This window comes from Treponema sp. OMZ 838, from assembly GCF_000775995.1.
In the GTDB taxonomy this organism is placed as follows: domain Bacteria; phylum Spirochaetota; class Spirochaetia; order Treponematales; family Treponemataceae; genus Treponema.
This window is the reverse complement of sequence record NZ_CP009227.1, coordinates 2,480,690-2,502,308: the sequence shown is the minus strand read 5'-3', so window position 1 is coordinate 2,502,308 and position 21,619 is coordinate 2,480,690. Positions and strand designations below refer to the sequence as shown.

Here is a 21,619-nt window from a genome sequence, read left to right as displayed (position 1 = left end):
ATGAGGTTATGTCTAGAATGATGTCAAATTGCTCAAGGCAAACATATCCGACACTTTACACCGGCAGCGGTTCGATTTTTTCTTTGTAAATACGATGCATAAAAAAGATACACGCGATGATGGAAACAACTTCGGCAATAAGGTACGACCACCAGATGGCATTGACATCACCGGACAGCGAAAGCAGATACGCTGCCGGAAGGAGTGCGACGATTTGACGCACAAAGGTCGCAATCATACTGTAGACTGCGTTGCCGAATGCTTGAAATACCGAAGAAAAGGTGATACCGAGCGCTGCTCCGAGAAAGCTGCATGCGATGATGCGGATTGCAGGAACACCGATCGCGAGCATCGCGGGGGATGCATCGAACAGCCCCAAAAGCTGCGCAGGGAATAATTCAAAAAGTACCAGCCCGAATAGCATAACCCCCATCGCAAGCAAAAGGCCGTTCCGTATCGTCGCCGTAATCCGCTTTCTGTTCCGTGCCCCGTAATTGTACGCAATAATCGGCACCATACCGTTATTCAATCCGAACACCGGCATAAAGATAAAGCTGTTCAGCTTAAAGTACACGCCGTACACCGCAATTGCAGTGCTCGAAAAAGCGCTCAAGATGATGTTCAGAAAATAAGTGGTAATCGATGTTATCGAGCTGAGGAGAATCGACGGCACGCCGACCTTATAAATTTCCGCAACAATGCGCGGTTCGGGAAGCAGATTTTTAAGCTTAAACTGAATTTCACGGTTTTTTGTTAGGTTAAAGAAAACCGAAACACAGAGGCCGAGAATCTGACCCAATACGGTTGCAAGCGCCGCCCCTCGTATACCCATTTTGGGGAACGGCCCAATCCCGAAAATTAGCAGCGGGTCGAATATCACATTGAAAATCGCACCGGAAAGCTGTGAATACATTGTATACAGCGTAAGTCCCGTCGATTGGAGCAGCCGGTCGAACGTAATACCGAAAAAGAGCGCGAACGACCATCGAAGCACAATATCCAAATACTCTTCTCCGTAGGTAACAATTCCGGCGTCTACTCCCTGCGAGGCAAGGTAGGGGCGTACCAGTATAATCCCCGCAATAAAAAAAACGATAAAGTTACAGGCTGCCAGAAAAACGGCGTTCATCGCGGTTTTGTTGACATCATCTTGATTCCGCTGCCCGAGCCGTTTGGACAGCAGCGCATTAACGCCGACACCCGTCCCTACGGCAAAGGAAATCATCAGGTTTTGAATGGGAAAGGCAAGAGATACGGCCGTCAACGCATCCTCGTTGATTTTTGCCACAAAGATACTGTCAACGATATTGTACAATGCCATAATAAACATCGAAAACATCATCGGCAGCGACATATTGAGGATGAGCTTCATAATCGGCATAACGCCCATCTTGTTTTCAGCCGGGCCGATAGGTCTTGCCTTTACTTCTTCCATCTTATCTCACCTTATAAAACAGACCTGTTCGATAACTGCGTTGTCGAACAGGTTTAATCTATTAAAAACGGTTTTTGTTCAGCATTTTGTTAATCGAGCAGGGCATCCAAGTCTGCGCAAATCTTCTTTTTATCAAGCTTTTGCCCGATAATGCAGAGCTTAATCATCCGGTCGCCGACTTTTTCGTCCCATTCTTCCCGCATCCGAGGTTCTTTGGCGAGGATTTTTTCCTGCTCGCGTTTAGAGGCGGTTGCGAGCCATCTGCCGGAAGCTCCTGCTTGAATTTGCCGTCCCGAAGTTTCAAAGACGTATGCCATATCCTGTTCATCGCTGAACCAGACGACGCCCTTGGAGCGGATAATATTACGCGGCCATACTCCTGCATATTTTTCAAGCTTTTCCCTGCTGAACGGGCGGCGGCGGTAGTATACGAAAGAGCCGATACCGTACTCATCCTCATCCGCGCCTTCATGTTTATGTTCGTGATGATGGTGGTGGTGATGCCCGTGTCCGTGCCCTCCATGTTCATCATGTTCGTGATGGCCATGTTCGTGTTCGTCATGGTCGCAGTGTTCATGCTCATCATGATGGTCGTGATCGCAGTGCTCATGGTCGCACTCTTCATCATCATCGTCATATTCTTCCGCACGTTTTTCCAACTCGGCAACCCAGCCCGCACTTTCAAAGACTTTTTCAAAGTCGAACCGCTTTGTCGCAAGCAAATCCTCGAGCGGTACCTGACACCGTGTCGTCTCTATCACCTTAACATGGGGCTGGAGTTTAGTAACAACAGCCCTCACCTTTTTCATCTGATCTTCCGTTACCAAATCTTTTTTATTGATAATGAGCGTAGAACAAAACTCAATCTGCTGGACGAGGAGCGATTCGATATCTTCTTCTCCCATATTCTTTTTTAATAGCTGTGCCCCCTCGGAAAACTCATCCACCAACCGCTTCGCATCGACAACGCTGACAACATTATCCAAGTAGCCGTTTTCGATTGTTTCAATAGCCTGCGCAATCGGCATCGGCTCGCATACGCCGCTCGATTCAATCAGCAGATAGTCGTACTTTCCCGACGCAATGAGGTTTTCAATCTGCATCACAAGGTCGGTTTTAAGCGTACAGCAGATACAGCCGTTGGTAAGCGGCACAAGGCTGCTTTTATCCGTGATATTGGCATCCTTCTCTATCAGACTGGCATCGACGTTGATTTCACCGATATCGTTGACAATTACCGCTACCTTGTAGCCCTTTTGGTTCGCAAGGATCATATTCATCAAGGTTGTTTTGCCCGCGCCTAAGTATCCGCAGAGCAAGGTAATCGGTACTAATGGTTTCTTCATATATTTCTCCTATAAAAAGTCAAGAAGAAAGTATCAACTTTCGATTGACTTTTTACGCACATTCGCAATGAAATGAGAATGTGCAGTAGATATACAAGTTTGCAACGCAAACTTGAGTAGATACAAGCTGACGATATATTCGGCAGCTTGTATCGTACGGTTCCTATCTAAAAACAATAAAGCATGAATATACTGTAAAACAGCATAAAATGGAAGGTGTAATTTTGCATACTGTAAACTTCGGCTGAAATATTGATGGGACAATTTTAGACGATACCCCGCAGCGCATACGGGACACAACAAGGCTTGAACAAATAATTTACAATCATGAATGATAAATTGCAGCATTGACTGAACAAGTCTTTTTATACTATACTGGAATATATGCTTTTACACCTCTTTATGATAGCTTCTACTATGTGGGATTGACTATTAAAAGGCTGTAAATGCTATTTCGGGGGTTAAACCCGATAAACAACTCCATCCCGTAGTAAATACGGGGCTAATGGCCATTAGGAGGGCACATGAGAAAGTATGAATTGATGACTGTCTTTCCCATTGAGGAAGCGCAGTTCAAGCCGGGCATTGAAGACGTTCGATCCGTTTTGGGCGACTTCAGCGTCCAAATTGATTCCGAAGACCCGTTCGGAGACCGTGAATTAACGTATGAAATCAAAAAAAGAACAAAAGGCCGCTATGTATTGTTCAATATCCATGCCGAACCGGATAAGATTATCGAAATAGACCGCAAGTTTAAGCTCAATCAAAACCTTTTGACTTTTTTATTTATCAAAATTGATGAATAATTCAGGAGAACATTGATGGCAGATATAAACCATGTCGTACTTGTCGGTAGGCTTACCCGTGATGCAGAATTAAAATACACCCAAGGAGGAGCTGCTGTATGCAGATTTTCGATTGCAATTAATCGGCGGCGGAAAAATGGTGAAGAATGGGTTGAAGAAGTCAACTACTTCGATATCGTACTTTGGGGCAGACAGGGCGAAGCACTTAATCAATACCTTGTAAAAGGAAAGCAAGTCGCTATTGACGGGGAACTTCGGCAAAACCGATGGGAACAGGACGGGCAAACCCGCAGTAAAGTAGAAATTATCGCGAATAATCTTCAGCTTTTAGGGGGCGGTTCCGGAAGCGGCCAGCAAATGAATAACGGCAATCGGGAGACATATCAGCGATCAAATGCACCTTCGGCATATCAGGCTCGGCAAAATACACCGCCGTCTAATGACGGTTATGAAGCCGATTTTGATAACGCCAATTATGACAATATTCCATTCTAAGGAGAATCAAACATGGCAGATGAAATACTGAATACCGCTGAAGTAGATACAAATACACAGGAAAATCCCCGCGAAGGCGGAGGAGAGGAACGGCAAGGTAATAAAAAGGGAAAAATGTTTTTCCGTAAGAAAGTTTGCCGCTTTTGCGCACAGAAAGCAAAGATCGATTATAAAGATCCCGATTCTTTGCGGCGCTTTATTACCGAACGTGGAAAGATTTTACCCCGCCGTATTACCGGAACCTGCGCAAAGCATCAGCGTAAACTTGCACTCGAAATTAAGCGTGCGCGAGCACTTGCGTTACTCCCTTACGTTGTAGACTAAGAGTTGATACTCCTAAAAACCGTGTTTTTAGGAGTTTTTAAATTGTCTGCTGCCGGATTCCAACTCCTGGAATACCGGTCGGCTGTCTTTTTATCATTATGTACCGTTGTAACGGTACGCCTATAAGGAGCTTGAAATGAAAGTAATTTTAAATGAAGATGTCAAACACCTCGGAGAAGAGGGGGATATTAAGGATGTTGCCAAAGGATATGCCCGTAACTATCTGTTTCCGCGGAATTTAGCGGTTCCCTGCAATTCTTTTACCCTTGCCCATTTTGAAAGCCGCAAAGAAGAAATTGAACAGCGGAAGGCTGTTAAGCGGCAAAATGCAGCAGGTTTAAAAGAGCGGCTTGAAGCACTGACACTGACAATCGTTATGCCCGCAGGTCCTAATGGGAAACTCTACGGTGCGGTTACCAACCAAACAGTTTCCGACGAGTTGCAGAAACTCGGATTCGAAGTCGAACGGAAGCGCATTGAACTGCCCGGTCTTACCTTTAAAAGCGTGGGACATTATAACGCAACCCTTAAACTGTATGAAGCTGCAGTCGCAGTACTTCCTATCGTGGTAGAAGCTCAGCCCGAGGCTGAAAAAACGGTTGAAGCAAAACCGGAGAAACGCTCTCGCCGCCGTCAGGAAGAAACGGAAGAAGTTCAAGCTGACGTAAAAGTTGAAGAATCTGCAGAAACACAAGAATAGCCTACTTCTCTTATATTTATTTATAGAGAGAAAACGGTGCAGCACCATCATAAAAGAGAAGTTCTATCAGGGCTTCTCTTTTATTTTTTTAGGCATATATAAAAATTATCAAGGAAAATAAAATGTCGGATATGATGAAACAACTGTCCTCATTGAAGGATAAAATACCGCCGAATAATACGGAGGCTGAAATAGCTGTACTCGGAGCTATTTTACTTGACTCGGATGCTATCGGAACGGTTTTACAGTATATCCGTGCAGAAAGTTTTTATACGATTGCTCACCAAAAAATCTTTCAGGCTGTTGTTGATCTTTACAATAAAGGACAGAATGTCGATATCCTTGTGATTAGTGAGCATCTGAGACAGGAAGGGCTTCTTGATTCCGTAGGTGGCACCGCTTATATTGCTTCGCTGACAGATGCTGTTCCAAGTACGGCAAATGTTACCTATTATGCTAAAATTGTGCTTGATGCAGCGATCCGCAGATCACTGTTGAGGATTTCACATCAGATTTCTGCCGATGTCTTTGACCAAACCGTTGCCTACTCTTCCGTACTGGAGCAGGCACAGAAAAATATTTTCGATTTAACCGATGCAGGGCAATCGGCGACCTTCCATACTCCAAAGGATCTTATTCTTGAAGCTATTGAAATCATCGAAGCGCGTGCAAAACACCGCGATGAATTCTCCGGTATCCCTTCCGGTTTTGAATTTTTAGACAGTCTTACGAGCGGTTTCCAAAACTCGGAACTCATTATCATCGGGGCTCGTCCATCAATCGGAAAAACAGCACTGGCGCTCACTATTGCCGACTATATTTCCGTAATAAAAAAAATACCGGTTGCGTTCTTTTCACTTGAAATGTCCAATATGCAGCTGATCCACCGGTTGTTTTCTCTCGAATCGCGGGTATCTTCTTCAAAAATCCGTTCGGGGAATCTACAAACCGCTGATTTTCAAAAACTTCAAGATGCAGCGGGAAGACTCTATGATGCACCGCTCTATATCGTCGATATGCCCAATATGAAGCTGCTCGATTTACGGGCGATGGCTCGGCAGCTCTGTTTGCAGGAAGGGGTAAAGATTATCTTTATCGATTACCTCGGCTTAATTTCTTCGGAAAACAACCTCATCCCGCGTCATGAGCGTTTTGCAGAGATTTCTCAATCGCTTAAAAGCCTCGCCCGCGAGCTCAACATTCCGGTCATAGCACTATCGCAGGTAGGCCGTGATGCCGAAGGAACAGCACCGACACTTGCCAATTTGCGGGAATCCGGCGCAATTGAACAAGATGCCGACGTTGTTATGTTTTTACACCGAGAAAAACGCGAAAGTCCCGATACCGAACTGATTGTAGCAAAACAACGCAACGGCCCCGTCGCAACCGTCAACCTTGAGTTTATCAGTGAATGTACCCGCTTTGTCTCCAAAACGCGGAACGAATAATATTGCTGAAGATTACACCTCTCAAATTAATACCTTATTCGTTTGAAATATTTATTGGAAGATATCCCTGCATAAGCTCAAGTCTTTTTGTAAAATATTTCTTTTCTTTTTCGTTGAGCGTATCGATCCACTCCTGCGTAAAGCGTTTGACCACCGGATATGCCGGTTCATTGTATTGGGTAATAAGCAGAGGTGATACCGAAAAGTCCGCCCTCCCCGCTTCGTTCCGCGTACACGTTAGCTGCAGCAGCACAGCATCACCGGTGTATTCACGATAGAATGCAGGGTCGTCATACCGTGTGTGCCAACGCTGCCCTGAAATAAAATTTCCCATCGAATACATACAAAAGATTTGACACTGTTCCGAAATAACAGCTTCTTGTAAAACGAGAGGCCGTTCGACCGTAATAGTCTCCCACGATTGCATTACATGAGGATGATGAGCCCAAACAATATCAATTCCCGCTTCGCCGAGCTGTTTAAACCACGCTTTTTTTGCTTCGGAGACAGTCCGTCCGTACTCAGGCTCATTGAGATGGAGCCCTAAGATAAATAAATCGCAAGGATATCTGTTGCGAGCTTCTTTAATAGCCGAAAGGAGTGCTTCCCTTCCCTGTTTTGTCGGTGCACTGTAATAAAGTCGATTCTTTGATGAATCATAAGAATTCAAAATCTCGGTAACGGAACAAAAGAGTATATTCCACCCTTTATAAAAGAACGGGGTTACTTGTATACGATCATTTTCAGAATCCTTTAAGCCGGAAAATATTAAGAATGGGGGAAGCATACCGGCGGTAAGCCGTTCCTTTTGCACTGTCCGCACCGCAGCAAGCGTTCCGTCAATACCGGTTCTGCCGTGATCGTTTGTATGGTTATTTGCAAAGCTCAGCACATCAAAACCCGCTTGAACAGCAGCGCGTAAATAAGACGTATGGACATTAAAATTAGGATACGTTGAAAGCGGGAGTGTGTCACAGACCGGTGTTTCAATATTTACAAAACTTAAATCATCATTATGTAGTATTTTTTCTACATCTTTGTATATTAAATCATACATACTCATATTGAAATTTACGTTATGAGCCATAAGATCGCCGGCAAAGGTCATCACAAGAGACGGCGTATGAGAGGAATTCCGGGATGAACAAGTGTTATTATTTACGGAAAGTTCGGGAGCGTTTTGATCGGTTTGACTATCATCGACTTGGAGAGAAGCTGCGATAACACAACACGAAAAAAGAATAGGAAATATGAAAGCGGCTAATCGGCGCATAATGAATTACTCCTAACCCCATTAGTATGCGGGGAATAGTAAAAATATTCAAGCTGCGAAACAACTGAATTTTTGCCTTGCCTTTTTAAATAAAATATGATAAATTGTACGCAAATGGATACAGTATCGCTTAATAACCTGGTATTTCCTAATGCTGAAAACGGATCCGTTGAGCTTGATGCTTCAACCCTTGCCGGATTAAAAAAGATGCCTGTCGATATATTCGATAACGTATATGTCGGTGATGTAAAACCTCATGCACTTATCTTGTGTGTCGATGTGCGCGGATTCAGCAATTTCCTTTGTTCACATGACGAAAAGGCCGTGTTTTCGCTCATTACCTCGTTTACTTCAAACTTTTTATCTTGTGTAAACCAATTCGGATACGGATGTTCATACTATAAGCTCCTGGGCGACGGTGCTTTAGTTATCTGGGATGAAACAACTCCGACGACATTAGGCGAAGCGATTATGGTGTTTCAAACCTATACCGAATTCCTCGGTGAGGAGCTTTTCAGCCCCTATCCCGAATTGGGACTTGGCGGTGCTTTAGTGATGGAAAAGGTATATAAGTATGAAATTTCTGCGGAAGCATCTGCCTTAAAATATCGCGACTATGTCGGTTACGGCATCAACCTTGCGTGCCGATTACAAGGACTTGCCCGAAAGTCGGAATTGATTATCAATAAAAACCTTGCAAATCTGAATGCACTTACAACAGTTATTAAGGATGCGCCTGCATTGGTGGAAGAAGCAAAACGCTTGAAAGGTGTGTTCGCTGAAGATAAGCAGCCTCTGTATTTTTATGCAGGTGTAAATCCGGCAAATACCTTTGGGTTATAGTTCCCTCATTGTGCGGAAGTTTAACTAAAATTCCGCACAGTTTACTGACAATTCTCTAGGCAAAGGCAATCTGTTCGCTTAGGGTTTCCAAGGCTGCTTGAGGTGTACCGTTAAAAATATCTACCGATTGCATGGCTGTGTGAATAAACTGAGAAACGGCAGCATAGCGTTCTAATTCGTACGGTGTACATACGCCGGTGTGAATACTCTCCTGTAAAAAAACAATAATCGCTTCTAAAAAAAGAATATATATTCGTCTCGGTTTGCAATTATTCAGTAGCTTCAGTACAGCCGTAATCGACGGTTCATAGGTTGACGGATGTTCGGTTCGATAAGCCGTAAGTTTTTGAATAAGAACTGTGAATTGTTTTTTTTGCTGCTCTCCCCTATTTAAGCAATACTCCCAAAAGACCGTGGCAGCTTCCCGAAAATATTCGGGAGCAACCGGCAAAAAACTCTGTAAGTACGAAACAATGCGGATTGGCTGCGATGGAGATACAGCCGTACAAAAATGATGATCACGGAATACCCGCTCGACCACTGCCTGTTGATGTTCCGTATCCCGTTCGATGAACAGATAAGTACGTACACGGGACAAAATAGTCGGAATAACGGCAGCTCGGCGCGTTGTGGTTAAAATAAAAACAGTATATTCGGGAGGCTCTTCCAATATTTTTAAAAATGCGTTTCGGGCAGATTCTTGCATTTTATCAGCATTTTCAATAATCAGTACCTTTTTTTTTCCGACGGGCATTAATCGCACCCATGCGGACGCTTTCCGTACTTGATTAACGGGGAGCGTGTCATACATACAATCTTCTTGTAGCTTTTGGCAAAGATCGGTGATTTTTTCAGTCTGCTTTTCCAGTTTTTTTGCTTCTTCTTCCGATATGGTTTCCATATTACCATATTGACCGATAAGATCTGATAGTGCTTCCTCTATATCAGTAAGAATCGGCGCGGCTTTTACAAAACGGGATTCATCCGTATCCCACAGCCGGGAATCAAATCGGGAGGTAAGCTTACGTACGGCTCGGACAAAAAGATACCGCGCTGCCATAGTTTTTGCAGTACAGAGCGCATGAGCTGCTGCCTTTGTTTCAAGCACGGTATCCCGTGTTCCGAGGATTAACAGATCACTTGCCGATAAGTCTTTATGCCGTTTGCAGGATTCACATGTGCATGTCCAACTGCCGTCTGTAACACATGAAAGAACACGTGCCGTTTCCAATGCGGCGGTGAGTTTCCCGCTTGATTCCGGCCCGGCAAAGAGCAATGCCGGCGGTACTTTTCTCTGCTCCAGCTCATCACTGAGCAATTGAATAACCGGCTGTCCGAGTACATTTTCAAACATATATGCCTCTCACCTTAGATACCGTTTCTGATTATTTGTAGGACATTATCGCTGTCTACGGGAAGCGGCACCAGCATTCGTACAATCATGCTGTGGGCAATAAGCGCATCGATATTAAAAAACGGCTGCAGCTGCAGAAGAGCTACGAGAATAATAAGTACAATATATGCTTCAAATAAGCCCAAAAAGAAACCGAGTGCATGGTCAAGGCTGTTTAATATTTCATTATCGAACACTGCGGAGATCAGCATTTGCAGCAGTTTAACGGCAATAAACACGACGATAAATATCATAAAAAAAGCAATGAGCTTCATTACCGTCGGGGAAAGTCCGCTCACCTTTGTGTGTAAAGAAAGCGGACGATAAAACCAAAAGGCTACCGCAATTGCAAGTAAAAAAGCCGCCATTGAAAAAAACTCATCGATAAAACCCCGAACGGTAACTTTAATGATGACAATAATGCTGATAATCAATAATACCATATCAAGTATATTTATACTCATTCTTCCGTTATCCACTGTTGTAAAAGATGCGCAATTTTAACTGCGGGTTTTTCATCGGCAAGAGCAGCTGATGCTTGAGCCATCGCTTTTAACTCGTGAGGATTTTCTAAGAGCCGAGTTAATACGCTGCAAAGCACATCCGGCGTCGTATCTTTACCGGAGAGGGTAATTGCCGCCCCTTGTTCGGTAAAAAAATCCGCATTTTCAATTTGATCACCGCGGCTGCTGCCTTTTTCAAGCGGCAATAAAAGCATCGGTTTCCCTGCCGCCGCAGCTTCCCAGATGGTATTGGCACCTGCGCGCGACATCACAAGATCGGAGGCAGCAAGGATATCCGGCATTTGCTCAACGATAAAAGGAAACGGTTTATATCGACCGCTCAAATCAGGCCGTTCTTCCTTTAACCGTTTTTTAATCCGTTCTCCTTGGGCACGGTGCTGAGCTCCAGTTTGGTGCACAACAAAAAAAGACTCGGCAAGAAAGAGGATTGTTTGCTCTACCAGTACATTGATCTGAAGTGCGCCGAGGCTTCCCCCCTGTATAAACAGAATCGGCTTATTTCCAGTATATTGAATAAATGCTTTTCCTGCATCCGCATTGGCCTCATAAAAACGCATTCTTACGGGATTTCCCGTAACGGTAATTTTACGCTGCACTGCATTTGGAAAAAAACTTGCCGTTTTTGTGTATGAAACAAAAATTTGAGCGGCAAATCGGGTATTTATTTTTGTAGCAAGTCCGGGAGAAAAATCACATTCATGCGTAATAACCGGAATCTTGAGGCACCGCGCTGCAGCACACGGCGGTACCGATACAAAGCCCCCCTTAGAAAACACGAAGCGAGGCTTCAGCCTTAAAAGGATAATCAATGAGGCAAAAAAGCCTCCGATAATTTTAAACACATCGATGAGGTTTTCAAGGCTGAAATATCGTCGGAACTTTCCTGCCGGTATTCCGTAAAACGGGATATCGGCACTGCACACATACGATCGATCGGTGCCGTTATTGGACCCTATCCAGATAATCGGTATCCCTGTTTCTTTTTTAAACACTTCTGCAACGGCAATACCGGGGAATATATGCCCTCCGGTACCTCCGCCGGTAAATATAACACAGCTCATAACTCGGCAAGTATACCAGAAAAAAGACCGTCATACAATGCGCCGGATATTCCCAAAGCGATTTTAATATACTACAATAGAGAACTTGATTATGGCACAGATTATAGACGGCAAAAAATTAGCCGAAGCATTGACCGAAGCGGTAACACAAGAAAATGCCGCATATTGTAAAAAGCACCCGCAGCCCTGCCTCGCGATTGTATCATCGGGGAGCGATCCCGCCTCACAGGTTTACATTAAAACAAAGGTGCGGGCATTGGAGAAAGCGGGAATGCAGAGCCGGATTATTCCATATTCCGAGACAATAAGCGAACAGGAATTAACAGCGTGCGTACAAAACCTGAATGCTGACAATACCGTTGACGGCATTTTAATTCAGCTGCCACTTCCCTACCCGCTGGACAGCAGGCGGATACTGGCGCCGCTTGATCCGGCCAAAGACGTCGATGGCTTTACACCGGAGAATTTAGGACGATTGCTTACCGGCAGTTCAGGCTTTATTCCCTGTACACCGCAGGGAATTATGTATGCATTGCGGCAATACGGCATACCGCTCAGCGGCGCTCATGCGGTTATCGTCGGGCGCTCTGCGATTGTCGGGAAGCCCCTCGCCGCCCTGCTCACTGCGGCGGATGCAACCGTTACACTCTGCCACAGTAAAACGAAAGACCTTGCCGCACTGACACGGCAAGCTGATATTTTGATCGCAGCTGCGGGACATCCGGCGCTTATTACCGGCAGCATGATAAAAAAAGGCGCCGCAGTTATCGACGTGGGAATTAACCGCGTCCCCGATCCTACTGCATCCAAGGGCAGCAGGCTGACCGGCGATGTTGACTTTGAAAGCGCCTCTGAACAAGCCGGCTGGATTACCCCGGTTCCCGGCGGTGTCGGTCCGTTAACCGTAGCAATGGTGTTGTGGAATACCCTGCGTGCCGCGCAGCTCCGGCACGGCTGCTTGCCGGAAATGGAAACCGGAGCAGGGCTTAACACAGGCCTCGCCTGATGCTAGTTCTCAGCCGCAGCCGGGAGCAAACCGCTCGACACGAACCCACTGTAGCGCCGGATGCAGAATTAACGGATAGGGCGGCTGCTTTACCGGACATATTGGTATCTACCCCTGAAGCATCAACGCCCATACCCGAAGCTGCGGCGGAACTTACCGTAAAAAAATCGGTGTTCCGTGCCGAGGTGTTTTACACGGACAATGCGCAGGAAGCTAAAGAAACCGTAAAGCGGCAAAAAGACCAATACCGCGATGCCCGGCATGTGGTACACGCCTTTGTTATCGGTGAAAGCGGCGCGGTACTCGGTTGCAGCGATGATGGAGAGCCGGCAGGCACGGCGGGACAGCCTGTTCTAGCCGTCTTAAAGGGAAGCGGAATTACCAATATTCTTGTAACCGTTACTCGCTGGTTCGGCGGTACCCTATTGGGAACAGGCGGCTTGGTAAAAGCCTATTCTACGGCAGCAAAAGAGGCGCTCGCCAAAGTACACACGGAGCCGCTCATTCAAAAAGCGGAGTTCACCTGCGAATGCAGCTACGAGAATCACAACCCGCTGCTCCGCGCCGCCGCACACCTGCCGATCAGCTTTGCACAAACGGAATTTGCACAAACCGTCCGGCTGAGCGGGTCAATTCCGCTTGAATATTGCAATGAGCTTGCTCAGCTTGTTACGGAAATCACCAAAGGCGCTTCTTCGGTGCAATTTTCAGAATAGCAACTCACCCGAAAAGAGGTTCTCGGATATATTTCAGAAGGAGAAAGAGATGTTCAACAGCATCAGCGGGACGCTAACCGGTAAAACGGCGGAGTCCATCTACATAGAAACCAATGGCATTGAATGGGAAGTTTTTGTATCCGCCCTGAGTGCAGACCGATTCGGAGCTGCGGGGAGCACGGTACGGGTCTATACATGGCTCTATCATCGGGAAGATCAGATGAGGCTTTTCGGCTTTCTAACACTGGCGGAGCGGAGTCTTTTTTTGGATTTAACAAAAGTTGACGGGATTGGCCCGAAACAAGCGCTAAAGATTCTTTCCGGTCTTGACGGCGCAGCGCTGGAAGCGGCTCTTGAGGCAGGGGATGTCGCACGGCTGCAAAGCATCCCCGGTATCGGAAAGAAAACGGCGCAAAAGATGGTGCTTGCTTTGAAAGGTCAACTCACCGGATTACACGATACCGGACGGACGGAAACAGCAAAAAAATCGGAGTTTGAAGATATCATCACCGCTCTTATCAATATGGGATACGATCGAAAGCGTGCTGCAGAAACGGTAGAATCGGTTGCGCAATCTATGCGCACGAAAAGTATTGATCCTGCTGCAAAAGAAGAAGAGTTATTCCGCACCGCGATTGTCAATTTGAGTTCAACGTAGGTAGTGAACTCAACGGAAAAATAGAGAAACAGTAAGAAAATTCCGGAAGGAGATTATATGTCTGATAAAAAAGAGTCTTTGATAGGCGGTGTAGTTGTAAAAACTTTAACCTACAAAGAACAAGCTTATGAACTTATAAAAGATGCTGTTTTATTTAACCGGTTTAGAGTCGGAGCCATATACTCGCAAGATGAAATATGCGAAGAGCTCGGTATCAGCAGAACGCCTGTGCGGGAAGCCTTGTTAGAATTACAAAAAGAAGGCTATGTTGCTTTTGCACGAGGTAGAGGCGTAAAAGTTGTTCCGGTTACCGATGAAATCGCCAAAGACATTTTAGAGATACGGTTATTAACGGAACAGAATAATGCTTATCTTGCGGCAGCACGGGCAAATGATCAGAGTGTAAAAGATATTTTTAACTGCTTACAAAATCTTGAAGATCAACTGGAAACAAGAGATGGAATAAAACTCTATCGATTGGATCATACATTTCACAGAGCAATAGCAAAAGCAACAAATAATAAATGGCTTTATCGGGAAACGGAATTGATCTTGGATAACTATCTCCGCTTTGAAAATAAATCCGTGTACAATAATTCGATCGATGCGCAAACCGTATTTAATGAACATCTTGCTATTGCAGAAGCAATTAAAAAGAACGATCCCGATAAAGCAAAACGAATGATCAGAAAACATTTGATCAATTCATATAAAAGAACGTTAAATAAAATATTTAATGATAAAGACATCCTATAGACATCTCTAAAAACTCAGGTATAGCTTTTAGAGATGCCAAATTTTTAATAGGTATATTTCTCCGTTACCGAAGACTTTTCAATCATACTGCGGTACAGCACCGATTTTTGTAACAGCTCTGCGTGTGTACCTTCCGCATCAACTTTGCCCTGATTCATTACGATGATTTTATCGGCGTTCTCGATTGACTTTAAGCGGTGCGAAATGATAATCACCGTTTTGCCTTTTATGAGTGTGTTAAGACTCTCCTGTATTTTCATTTCGTTTTCCACATCGAGCGAGGCGCTGATTTCGTCAAGGATGATAATCGGCGCGTTTTTCAAAAGAGCACGAGCAATGGAAAGACGCTGGCGCTCTCCACCAGAAAGTCTGCTGCCGTTTTCGCCGATGACCGTATTGTAGCCGTCCGGCAGCGCTTCGATAAACTCGGCGCAGTTGGCAAGACGGGCAGCTTCTTTTACCTCATCATCGCTGGCATTTTTATTTCCGACGCGGATATTTTCCATAATCGAGGTATTGAAAAGCCCGACATCCTGAAAGACAATCGAAATTTTATCGAAAAGGCTGTCGGTATCAATCGTTGCAATGTCTTTGCCGTCGATGAGAATTTGTCCCCTGCCGTAATCATAAAGACGGGACGCAAGCCGGAGTACGGTTGTTTTTCCGCAGCCGGAAGGCCCGACAAGCGCGGTAACTTTATTTTGTTCCGCCGTAAACGAAATACCGTCGATAATCTTTTGTCCGCCGTTATACGAAAACTCAACATCTTTAAATTGAATACCATAATGCTGCAAAGAAGCAGGTTCGCCTTCCTGCGTTTTTGTTTCGCGCAGCTCGTTTATGCGCTTAACCCGTGCATCGATATACATCATCTCTGCAAGGTTCGCTTCAACACCTGCAACCGCATCCACCACACGGGAAGCTGCAATAATATAGCCGATAAGATATAAAAGCGGTGCCGTTCCTGCCAGATACATTTTTAGTCCAAAAAATACGGTAACGCCGATGGAAAACTTTAAAAACAGCAGTGCGATGTTAAGCGGGATCGCTTGATGCGCTTCCACAGTTAAGTGCAATTTTTCCGCTTCATCGACATTGCGATTCAGTTTTGCCGCCGTGTCTTCCGTCAGACCATAGCTTTTAATTTCCTGTTGCAGTTCTATCGCTTCTTGAAAAAATTCCGTTCGCTCACGCTGTTTATGAAAGTCCCGCGTTGTCTCCCGTATCTGAATTTTTTTCGACAGGATCAATAGAATAAAGCTGATAATAATCGGAACAAATACGCACAAGCCTAATCCCGGATGCGCAGTAATCATCATTGCACCGATTATAATCAAATAGAACACAAGACCGATTGTTTGCGGAATTGCGTGGCTCAGCGCGTGCTCGATTGTAGCGACATCGGTCATCACCGTCTGTGATAAGTCGGAAACATCGTGTTTAGAAAAATACGCAAGCGGCAGCGCCTTGAGACGGTCTGCAATATTCACACGCAGTTCTTTACATTCTTTGAATGTCGCGGTGTAGAGCGTATTGTAATTGATATGCACAAGCACATACATCACAACCGCAAGCGCAGCGATAATACCGATATAAAATCCCGCCGACCGCAGCGTCCCGTCAAAATAGCTTTGCAAAAAAAACATCATCACAAACATCGGTAGAATAAATGCAACATCCGCAAGCATCGACCACACCGACGCCGTAACAATCCCTTTTGCCCCCGATTCGGTTACCCCGAACCATTTTTGTAGTTTAGTCATATATAACTCCCTAATTAGGAAAAAATCTCTTTCCTTCCAACGCTTTTGCAAATAGGTGAGGTAAGTACGCGGAGCGAATAAAAATTAACCGGAGGCGTATCTTTGATACGTTGAGGATTAATTTTTATGCAGCGACAAAGTAATTACCCGCATATTTGCAAAAGGCTAGACTCTCCACTCATTCGCTTGCGAATATAAGCTCTGCAATCGGCTGTATTTTCCGCCCTTCTGCATCAGTTCCGCATCGCTGCCGCGTTCGGCGATATTTCCGTCTTCGACAACCAAAATCTCATCGACATTTTTAATCGAGCTTAACCGGTGTGCAATCATAATAACCGTTTTGTTTTTCATCAAATTGGAAAACGCCTGCTGAATTTCGTATTCGTTTTCAGGGTCGGCAGCGGCGGACGCCTCATCCAGAATAATGATATCTGCATTTTTCAAAATCGCGCGGGCAATCGCAACACGCTGAATTTCTCCACCGGATAAGTGTACGCCCTTTGAACCGATAACCGTTTTTTCACGTTCGGGGAATTTTGCTAAAATATCTTCGCAGCGGGCAAGCCGAAGCGCATACATCACCTCTTCATCGCTTGCATTTTTATTCCCCATTTTAACGTTTTCAAAAATACTTGTTTTAAAAAGCTTCGATGTTTGAAATACAAAGGCGATACTGTGCATCAGCGCATTCCGTGAATATGACGAAATATTTTTTCCGCCGATTAAAATTTCACCTGAATTTATTTTATAAAAACCCGAAATCAATTTTGCTATTGTACTTTTTCCTCCGCCCGATGAGCCGACCAGTGCATAGGTTTTATTCGGTTCCAAGGTAAAACTGACATCCTTTAAAATCTTTTCTTCCGTGTAACCGAACGATACGTTTTTAAATTCGATACCGAAGTTCTCAAATGTTTCTTCCGTACCGTGTTCAAGGTTATCCTTTTCCATGTCTGCAAAAAGATTTTCGAGTTTATCTACAACGCTTTTTGCCTGAAAGTTATACATACCGACATACATCACGCGCATAAATGCCGAAAAAAGCACCCCGGCGATACAGACAAAAAAGACGAGCTTTGCAATGATGAGATTAGCGTCCGCCCCCTTGTTCATAAAATAAATAGCGGCAGGAATAGTGAATACCGCGAATAGATTAAACAGCACTTGAAACATCACATACGGCGTACGGCAGCTGAGTGTGTACTTATATGCTAAATCGGAGTAGCCGGTAATCGCTTCGTAAAACGCTTTAAAAGATTCAACCGTGCTTCTAAAGATTTTTACAATCTGCATACCGCGGACATATTCAACTGCTTCGGCATTCATCCGTTCCAACGCCGCTTGATACTTCCGCATAAAATCTTTATTGCCCATCATAAACATCATCTGCGCACCGCCGATAAGCGCAACGGCAAGTAGCAAAAGACCGAGTTTTACATCAACTGCAAATACAATGATAAACATAAAAATCGGTGTAAACAATGCGGAAATATTATCGGGAATTAAATGCGCAACCAGCATGTGCGTCTCTTGTGCATTGTCGTCAATGAGCTTCCGGATTTTTCCCGACGGGTTCATATCAAAAAAAGCAAACGATGCATTCATCAAATGGTTGATTGCTGTTTTGCGTAAATTCGATTCAAGCCGGAACCCAAGCACGTGCGATGCCCACAAAGCACAAAAGTATACAACCGAATAACCTGCCAACAGCGAAACAATCACCGTTGCGTACATCGAGCCGTCCGTAACGTTTTTGGTAACCAAAAGCGCGTACAAGAACTTCCATAAAAACCAAAATGCCCCCATCTGAGAAGCAACTCCCAGCGTAGCGCATACCATCGAAATATACGCACAGTGTATTTTCTCCGGCGTATATTTAAACAACCTTTTATATGTGTCCATTTCAGACCTCCTTATCTTTTGTAAATATGCTTTTTCGATCTTGTATGAACTGCACAACTCGCTGATATTCATCGTTTTGTATGGCATCTTTTTTAATAAATACATAGTTAAAATGAGCATATTCAAATACATAAAAAATATCTGTTTCAAAAATACCGATAAAATCTTTATGCTCTAATCGGGTTGTCATGCCCAATGCGCTGCATTCAAGATAATCCTCGTCAATAATCATTTTATCGGTGTAGGTACTAAGCTGATGCTGTGCAAAATTGTCTTTATAATATTTTGTAAGAGCTTTTTTTAAATTTTTTACGGTACGCTTCTTGATACATATGATATTGAAAAGCAATAATATACAAAATATTGCAGATGCGGAAATGACAAAATGCAGAGAAGAAAATATCTCACTGATATTACAAAAGTACAGTATAAAAATCACGCCAATCGTTATACCGGTGCCGCTTATTTCCGTTATTGCTAATCGTTTTGCATGACGTTTTAATTCCCTTGTCCGTGCATTTATTATAAGTGATTGTTCAACCTTATCGTCAAGTGTAAATGTCTGCGTTATTTCCGAAATATTCATAGGTAAACCCTCTACTATGTCAATTTGTAATTGAGTACGTTGCACATACCCACTCTAATTACCCACTACAAATTATCCATTAACCTTTAGCCCTTTACTTGTTCCATCCAATATTGTTTCCATCCGGCACAATGGTATATGTTAAAGTCGAGCACATATTCCACTGCTTCCGATTTTTTTAAATTATGATAAAAAATTTCTTTTAGATTTTCAAAGTGAGACGTTACCATGACATGAATAAAAAACTGTATGCGCCGCGACATTTTAACGCCGTCGAGTTTCAATAATCGAAAGGTGTCGTTTTCAGTTATATCGATTGCCTTATCGAAAATATGCTCGTAGGAACTTCCCTTCGAACAGCAGACAATCAGTTTCATTGCATCCCAATTATCATAAAAAAAATCTATCATTCGTAAGAATTGGCGTTGCGATAGTTCCGTAATTGCGGAGAGGTCGCTCGTTTTCATACCGAAGTTCTGCGATTCAAGAAGCTCGCTGTGTGATATGATGTTCAATAATTCATCAAATACACCGCTTACAAGAGCTTCGAATATGCTGTCCTTATTATCAAAAAGGTTATACAGCGCCCCTGTCGTAACCCCTGCTTTTTCTGCAATGGTGCGCACATTGGTATCTGCGAACCCCTTGCCCAAAAATTCCTGTTTCGCTGCATATAAAATTTTTGCCCGCGTGTTTAATTCATCCTTATCGGCTAATATTTTTTCTGCATGGTTGTTCATATTTGTAATAACTCTTCTATTAATTAGTAACAATGTTATTAAAATAAACTGATAATGTCAAGCATGGGTTACTTTCATAATGCAAAATAGAGAAATCACTATGTCTATAAAAAACTATTTTTTGTACAGACAAAAGGACGTCGATCCGTTTTTCTACTGTAATTTTGTACGGAAAAGGGTAATATCTCGGTCTCTGTGCTATAATAACAATTACAACTACCTTATGGACTTTCGGCACATTGTTTCTTTTCGTCAAATGGTCTATACTTTAGAGTCAGTTCGGCATACATCAGTATGCATAAGAATACTTTAAAATTTTTGATAGGAGCATTCAGCTATGAGCAAAGGACTCAAAACAGGTCTTATCGTTCTCGGCATTATTGTGCTGATTATTTTTTCACTATACGGCTGTGTTACCGGTTCGTATAATTCGATGGTAGCGGCGGATGAAAATGTTAAAGCGGCATGGAGTCAGGTCGAAAACGTGTACCAGCGCCGTTTTGATTTAATCCCCAATCTTGTTAACACCGTAAAAGGCTATGCAAGCCATGAGGAAAAAGTCTTTACCGAAATAGCGGAAATGCGTTCCAAAGCGGGCGGCGTTATCAATGTTTCGGACGAAGTATTAAACAATCCCGAATCGTTTGAAAAATTCCAAAAAGCACAGAGCGAGTTAGGCGGTGCACTGCAGCGGCTGCTTGCCGTTGCGGAAAATTACCCTGAATTGAAAGCAAATGAAAACTTCCGCGACTTGCAAAGTCAGCTTGAAGGAACCGAAAACCGTATTGCCGTAGAACGGAAGCGTTTTAATGAGGCGGTACAGACATATAATCTACAGATTAGGCGTTTCCCGCAAGCGTTTCTCGCCAATATGTTCGGCTTTAGAGAAAAGGCGTATTTTAAGGCTGACGAACAAGCTGCAACTGCGCCTAAAGTTGAATTTTAACTGATTATCGATTAAGGAATGGACGCAATGAAAAAGAATAGACTGTTAAAACTGATGGATATTTCTCCTACTCAAATGAGAGAAATTGCGGATACGGTTGCGGAGGCTGAGAAAAAGACAACCGGAGAAATTGCCCTTGCGGTTGTGTACCAAAGCGATTCCTATGCCTTTGTAGAGCTATTTGTTGCATTTTGCGCGTCCTTTCTCTCTTTTCTCATCTTGTTTTTATGCGCTGCCCCCATCTGGAACCTGTTGGAACGCACTGTTTGGTTCCCTTCTCCTGCCCAGTTGACAGCAGTTATCGGCAGCAGTGCAGCTACCGTTGTGCTTATCGTTTATTTATTGGTAAATATTCCCGCAATAGACCGGCTGATTATCCCGAATACATTAAAAAACCGCCGCGTCTATGCCCGTGCACTCCAACACTTTGTGGAAAGCGGTGTGTATAAGACTACGGAACATTCCGGTGTTCTCATCTTTGCCTCCGTACTTGAACGGAAGTTTTTTGTTATTGCCGATTCGGGAATTGCCGCGAAAGTAGCTCAAAATGAATGGGACGGTATTTGCAAAATTATGACTACCGGATTAAAAGAACACCAAGCCGCTCAAGCCTTTGTCTCTGCCGTAAAAGAATGCGGCAGGATTCTGCAAGAGCACTTTCCCAACAAAGCGGAAAATCCCAACGAGCTGCCTGATGGGTTGGTAGTGTTGGAAGACTAAAACACTTTTGAAAATATACGGCACATCTGCGTTGTCGCATCATGAAAAGTGTACATCCGTGTACACTTTTCATGGCGAGTTTTTGCTGCGCAAAAACATCACTTCTGATATAACCAGCGGCATCCGTGCCGCTGCTGAAACTAGATATCGGCTTTAGAACGGACGAAAGCGTCAGATA

22 protein-coding genes are annotated in these 21,619 nt (G+C 44.0%); 12 read left to right on the top strand and 10 right to left on the bottom strand.

Annotation, left to right across the window (positions count from 1 at the left end; genetic code table 11):
* Positions 1-55: 55 nt before the first annotated feature.
* On the bottom strand, positions 56-1,435 hold the full coding sequence (locus QI63_RS11295) for an MATE family efflux transporter (protein WP_052185556.1): 1,380 nt from the start codon (positions 1,433-1,435) through the stop codon (positions 56-58).
* Between the two features lie 89 nt (positions 1,436-1,524).
* On the bottom strand, positions 1,525-2,781 hold the full coding sequence (locus QI63_RS11290) for a CobW family GTP-binding protein (protein ID WP_044016489.1): 1,257 nt from the start codon (positions 2,779-2,781) through the stop codon (positions 1,525-1,527).
* A 524-nt stretch (positions 2,782-3,305) separates the two neighbouring features.
* On the opposite strand from QI63_RS11290, the gene rpsF reads away from it, so the two are divergent.
* The 5 genes from rpsF to dnaB all read left to right on the top strand — a co-directional run bounded on the left by rpsF (position 3,306) and on the right by dnaB (position 6,554).
* Positions 3,306-3,587 carry a 30S ribosomal protein S6 gene (gene rpsF, locus QI63_RS11285; RefSeq protein WP_044016487.1) on the top strand — a complete coding sequence of 94 codons (282 nt, stop codon included), beginning with the start codon at positions 3,306-3,308 and terminating at the stop codon, positions 3,585-3,587.
* Between the two features lie 15 nt (positions 3,588-3,602).
* Positions 3,603-4,082 (top strand): single-stranded DNA-binding protein, encoded by a 480-nt coding sequence (gene ssb, locus QI63_RS11280; protein ID WP_044016483.1) that lies wholly within the window; start codon positions 3,603-3,605, stop codon positions 4,080-4,082.
* 12 nt (positions 4,083-4,094) lie between these two features.
* Positions 4,095-4,406, top strand: a complete 312-nt coding sequence (gene rpsR, locus QI63_RS11275) for a 30S ribosomal protein S18 (protein ID WP_044016481.1) — start codon at positions 4,095-4,097, stop codon at positions 4,404-4,406.
* A 136-nt stretch (positions 4,407-4,542) separates the two neighbouring features.
* Positions 4,543-5,106: a 50S ribosomal protein L9 gene (gene rplI / locus QI63_RS11270; protein WP_044016479.1), complete on the top strand. Its 564-nt coding sequence runs from the start codon at positions 4,543-4,545 to the stop codon at positions 5,104-5,106.
* Positions 5,107-5,228: 122 nt separating this feature from the next.
* Positions 5,229-6,554, top strand: coding sequence for a replicative DNA helicase (gene dnaB / locus QI63_RS11265; protein ID WP_044016478.1), 1,326 nt, complete (start codon positions 5,229-5,231; stop codon positions 6,552-6,554).
* A gap of 34 nt (positions 6,555-6,588) precedes the next feature.
* Here dnaB and QI63_RS11260 read toward each other — a convergent pair whose 3' ends face one another.
* Positions 6,589-7,827: a CapA family protein gene (locus QI63_RS11260; protein WP_044016475.1), complete on the bottom strand. Its 1,239-nt coding sequence runs from the start codon at positions 7,825-7,827 to the stop codon at positions 6,589-6,591.
* Positions 7,828-7,941: 114 nt separating this feature from the next.
* On the opposite strand from QI63_RS11260, the gene QI63_RS11255 reads away from it, so the two are divergent.
* Positions 7,942-8,670: an adenylate/guanylate cyclase domain-containing protein gene (locus QI63_RS11255; protein ID WP_044016474.1), complete on the top strand. Its 729-nt coding sequence runs from the start codon at positions 7,942-7,944 to the stop codon at positions 8,668-8,670.
* A 55-nt stretch (positions 8,671-8,725) separates the two neighbouring features.
* On the opposite strand, the gene QI63_RS11250 is transcribed toward QI63_RS11255, so the two are convergent.
* The 3 genes from QI63_RS11250 to murG are packed head-to-tail and all read right to left on the bottom strand — an operon-like array spanning position 8,726 to position 11,648.
* Complete coding sequence (locus tag QI63_RS11250) at positions 8,726-10,024, bottom strand: DNA polymerase III subunit gamma/tau (protein ID WP_044016472.1); 1,299 nt, start codon at positions 10,022-10,024, stop codon at positions 8,726-8,728.
* A 14-nt stretch (positions 10,025-10,038) separates the two neighbouring features.
* Positions 10,039-10,527, bottom strand: coding sequence for a CvpA family protein (locus tag QI63_RS11245; RefSeq protein ID WP_044016470.1), 489 nt, complete (start codon positions 10,525-10,527; stop codon positions 10,039-10,041).
* Entirely contained in the window at positions 10,524-11,648 is a 1,125-nt protein-coding gene (gene murG / locus QI63_RS11240; RefSeq protein ID WP_044016468.1) for an undecaprenyldiphospho-muramoylpentapeptide beta-N-acetylglucosaminyltransferase, read from the bottom strand. The genes QI63_RS11245 and murG overlap by 4 nt, the downstream gene beginning before the upstream one ends.
* A 91-nt stretch (positions 11,649-11,739) precedes the next feature.
* On the opposite strand from murG, the gene folD reads away from it, so the two are divergent.
* Genes folD through QI63_RS11220 form a run of 4 tightly spaced genes read left to right on the top strand, consistent with a single transcriptional unit; the run spans position 11,740 to position 14,784 of the window.
* On the top strand, positions 11,740-12,654 hold the full coding sequence (gene folD / locus QI63_RS11235; protein ID WP_044016465.1) for a bifunctional methylenetetrahydrofolate dehydrogenase/methenyltetrahydrofolate cyclohydrolase FolD: 915 nt from the start codon (positions 11,740-11,742) through the stop codon (positions 12,652-12,654).
* Positions 12,654-13,370 carry an IMPACT family protein gene (locus QI63_RS11230; RefSeq protein WP_044016463.1) on the top strand — a complete coding sequence of 239 codons (717 nt, stop codon included), beginning with the start codon at positions 12,654-12,656 and terminating at the stop codon, positions 13,368-13,370. Before folD ends, QI63_RS11230 begins: the two co-directional genes overlap by 1 nt.
* A 49-nt stretch (positions 13,371-13,419) precedes the next feature.
* Positions 13,420-14,028: a Holliday junction branch migration protein RuvA gene (gene ruvA / locus QI63_RS11225; RefSeq protein ID WP_044016461.1), complete on the top strand. Its 609-nt coding sequence runs from the start codon at positions 13,420-13,422 to the stop codon at positions 14,026-14,028.
* A gap of 57 nt (positions 14,029-14,085) precedes the next feature.
* Complete coding sequence (locus tag QI63_RS11220; RefSeq protein WP_044016458.1) at positions 14,086-14,784, top strand: GntR family transcriptional regulator; 699 nt, start codon at positions 14,086-14,088, stop codon at positions 14,782-14,784.
* Positions 14,785-14,828: 44 nt separating this feature from the next.
* On the opposite strand, the gene QI63_RS11215 is transcribed toward QI63_RS11220, so the two are convergent.
* The 4 genes from QI63_RS11215 to QI63_RS11200 all read right to left on the bottom strand — a co-directional run bounded on the left by QI63_RS11215 (position 14,829) and on the right by QI63_RS11200 (position 19,775).
* A complete protein-coding gene (locus tag QI63_RS11215) occupies positions 14,829-16,547 on the bottom strand; it encodes an ABC transporter ATP-binding protein (RefSeq protein ID WP_044016456.1) in 1,719 nt (572 codons plus the stop codon).
* A 165-nt stretch (positions 16,548-16,712) separates the two neighbouring features.
* Positions 16,713-18,449, bottom strand: a complete 1,737-nt coding sequence (locus QI63_RS11210; protein ID WP_044016454.1) for an ABC transporter ATP-binding protein — start codon at positions 18,447-18,449, stop codon at positions 16,713-16,715.
* Position 18,450: 1 nt separating this feature from the next.
* The gene (locus QI63_RS11205; RefSeq protein WP_044016452.1) at positions 18,451-19,035 is read right to left on the bottom strand and encodes a YcxB family protein; all 585 of its coding nucleotides are present in this window, start codon (positions 19,033-19,035) and stop codon (positions 18,451-18,453) included.
* An 86-nt stretch (positions 19,036-19,121) separates the two neighbouring features.
* The gene (locus tag QI63_RS11200; RefSeq protein WP_044016450.1) at positions 19,122-19,775 is read right to left on the bottom strand and encodes a TetR/AcrR family transcriptional regulator; all 654 of its coding nucleotides are present in this window, start codon (positions 19,773-19,775) and stop codon (positions 19,122-19,124) included.
* Positions 19,776-20,112: 337 nt separating this feature from the next.
* On the opposite strand from QI63_RS11200, the gene QI63_RS11195 reads away from it, so the two are divergent.
* Positions 20,113-20,721, top strand: a complete 609-nt coding sequence (locus QI63_RS11195) for a LemA family protein (protein ID WP_044016449.1) — start codon at positions 20,113-20,115, stop codon at positions 20,719-20,721.
* Between the two features lie 27 nt (positions 20,722-20,748).
* Positions 20,749-21,441, top strand: a complete 693-nt coding sequence (locus QI63_RS11190) for a TPM domain-containing protein (RefSeq protein ID WP_044016447.1) — start codon at positions 20,749-20,751, stop codon at positions 21,439-21,441.
* The last annotated feature ends 178 nt before the right edge of the window (positions 21,442-21,619 follow it).

What these genes read in the sequence shown, in the direction of transcription:
- QI63_RS11220 (WP_044016458.1), top strand. Translation starts at nt 14,086, where the DNA reads ATGTCTGATAAAAAAGAGTCTTTGATAGGCGGTGTAGTTGTAAAAACT.
- rplI (WP_044016479.1), top strand. Translation starts at nt 4,543, where the DNA reads ATGAAAGTAATTTTAAATGAAGATGTCAAACACCTCGGAGAAGAGGGG.
- rpsR (WP_044016481.1), top strand. Translation starts at nt 4,095, where the DNA reads ATGGCAGATGAAATACTGAATACCGCTGAAGTAGATACAAATACACAG.
- ssb (WP_044016483.1), top strand. Translation starts at nt 3,603, where the DNA reads ATGGCAGATATAAACCATGTCGTACTTGTCGGTAGGCTTACCCGTGAT.
- QI63_RS11200 (WP_044016450.1), bottom strand. Translation starts at nt 19,775, where the DNA reads ATGAACAACCATGCAGAAAAAATATTAGCCGATAAGGATGAATTAAAC.
- QI63_RS11255 (WP_044016474.1), top strand. Translation starts at nt 7,942, where the DNA reads ATGGATACAGTATCGCTTAATAACCTGGTATTTCCTAATGCTGAAAAC.
- murG (WP_044016468.1), bottom strand. Translation starts at nt 11,648, where the DNA reads ATGAGCTGTGTTATATTTACCGGCGGAGGTACCGGAGGGCATATATTC.
- QI63_RS11210 (WP_044016454.1), bottom strand. Translation starts at nt 18,449, where the DNA reads ATGGACACATATAAAAGGTTGTTTAAATATACGCCGGAGAAAATACAC.
- rpsF (WP_044016487.1), top strand. Translation starts at nt 3,306, where the DNA reads ATGAGAAAGTATGAATTGATGACTGTCTTTCCCATTGAGGAAGCGCAG.
- QI63_RS11290 (WP_044016489.1), bottom strand. Translation starts at nt 2,781, where the DNA reads ATGAAGAAACCATTAGTACCGATTACCTTGCTCTGCGGATACTTAGGC.
- dnaB (WP_044016478.1), top strand. Translation starts at nt 5,229, where the DNA reads ATGTCGGATATGATGAAACAACTGTCCTCATTGAAGGATAAAATACCG.
- QI63_RS11230 (WP_044016463.1), top strand. Translation starts at nt 12,654, where the DNA reads ATGCTAGTTCTCAGCCGCAGCCGGGAGCAAACCGCTCGACACGAACCC.
- QI63_RS11260 (WP_044016475.1), bottom strand. Translation starts at nt 7,827, where the DNA reads ATGCGCCGATTAGCCGCTTTCATATTTCCTATTCTTTTTTCGTGTTGT.
- QI63_RS11195 (WP_044016449.1), top strand. Translation starts at nt 20,113, where the DNA reads ATGAGCAAAGGACTCAAAACAGGTCTTATCGTTCTCGGCATTATTGTG.
- QI63_RS11190 (WP_044016447.1), top strand. Translation starts at nt 20,749, where the DNA reads ATGAAAAAGAATAGACTGTTAAAACTGATGGATATTTCTCCTACTCAA.
- QI63_RS11250 (WP_044016472.1), bottom strand. Translation starts at nt 10,024, where the DNA reads ATGTTTGAAAATGTACTCGGACAGCCGGTTATTCAATTGCTCAGTGAT.
- folD (WP_044016465.1), top strand. Translation starts at nt 11,740, where the DNA reads ATGGCACAGATTATAGACGGCAAAAAATTAGCCGAAGCATTGACCGAA.
- QI63_RS11205 (WP_044016452.1), bottom strand. Translation starts at nt 19,035, where the DNA reads ATGAATATTTCGGAAATAACGCAGACATTTACACTTGACGATAAGGTT.
- QI63_RS11295 (WP_052185556.1), bottom strand. Translation starts at nt 1,435, where the DNA reads ATGGAAGAAGTAAAGGCAAGACCTATCGGCCCGGCTGAAAACAAGATG.
- QI63_RS11245 (WP_044016470.1), bottom strand. Translation starts at nt 10,527, where the DNA reads ATGAGTATAAATATACTTGATATGGTATTATTGATTATCAGCATTATT.
- QI63_RS11215 (WP_044016456.1), bottom strand. Translation starts at nt 16,547, where the DNA reads ATGACTAAACTACAAAAATGGTTCGGGGTAACCGAATCGGGGGCAAAA.
- ruvA (WP_044016461.1), top strand. Translation starts at nt 13,420, where the DNA reads ATGTTCAACAGCATCAGCGGGACGCTAACCGGTAAAACGGCGGAGTCC.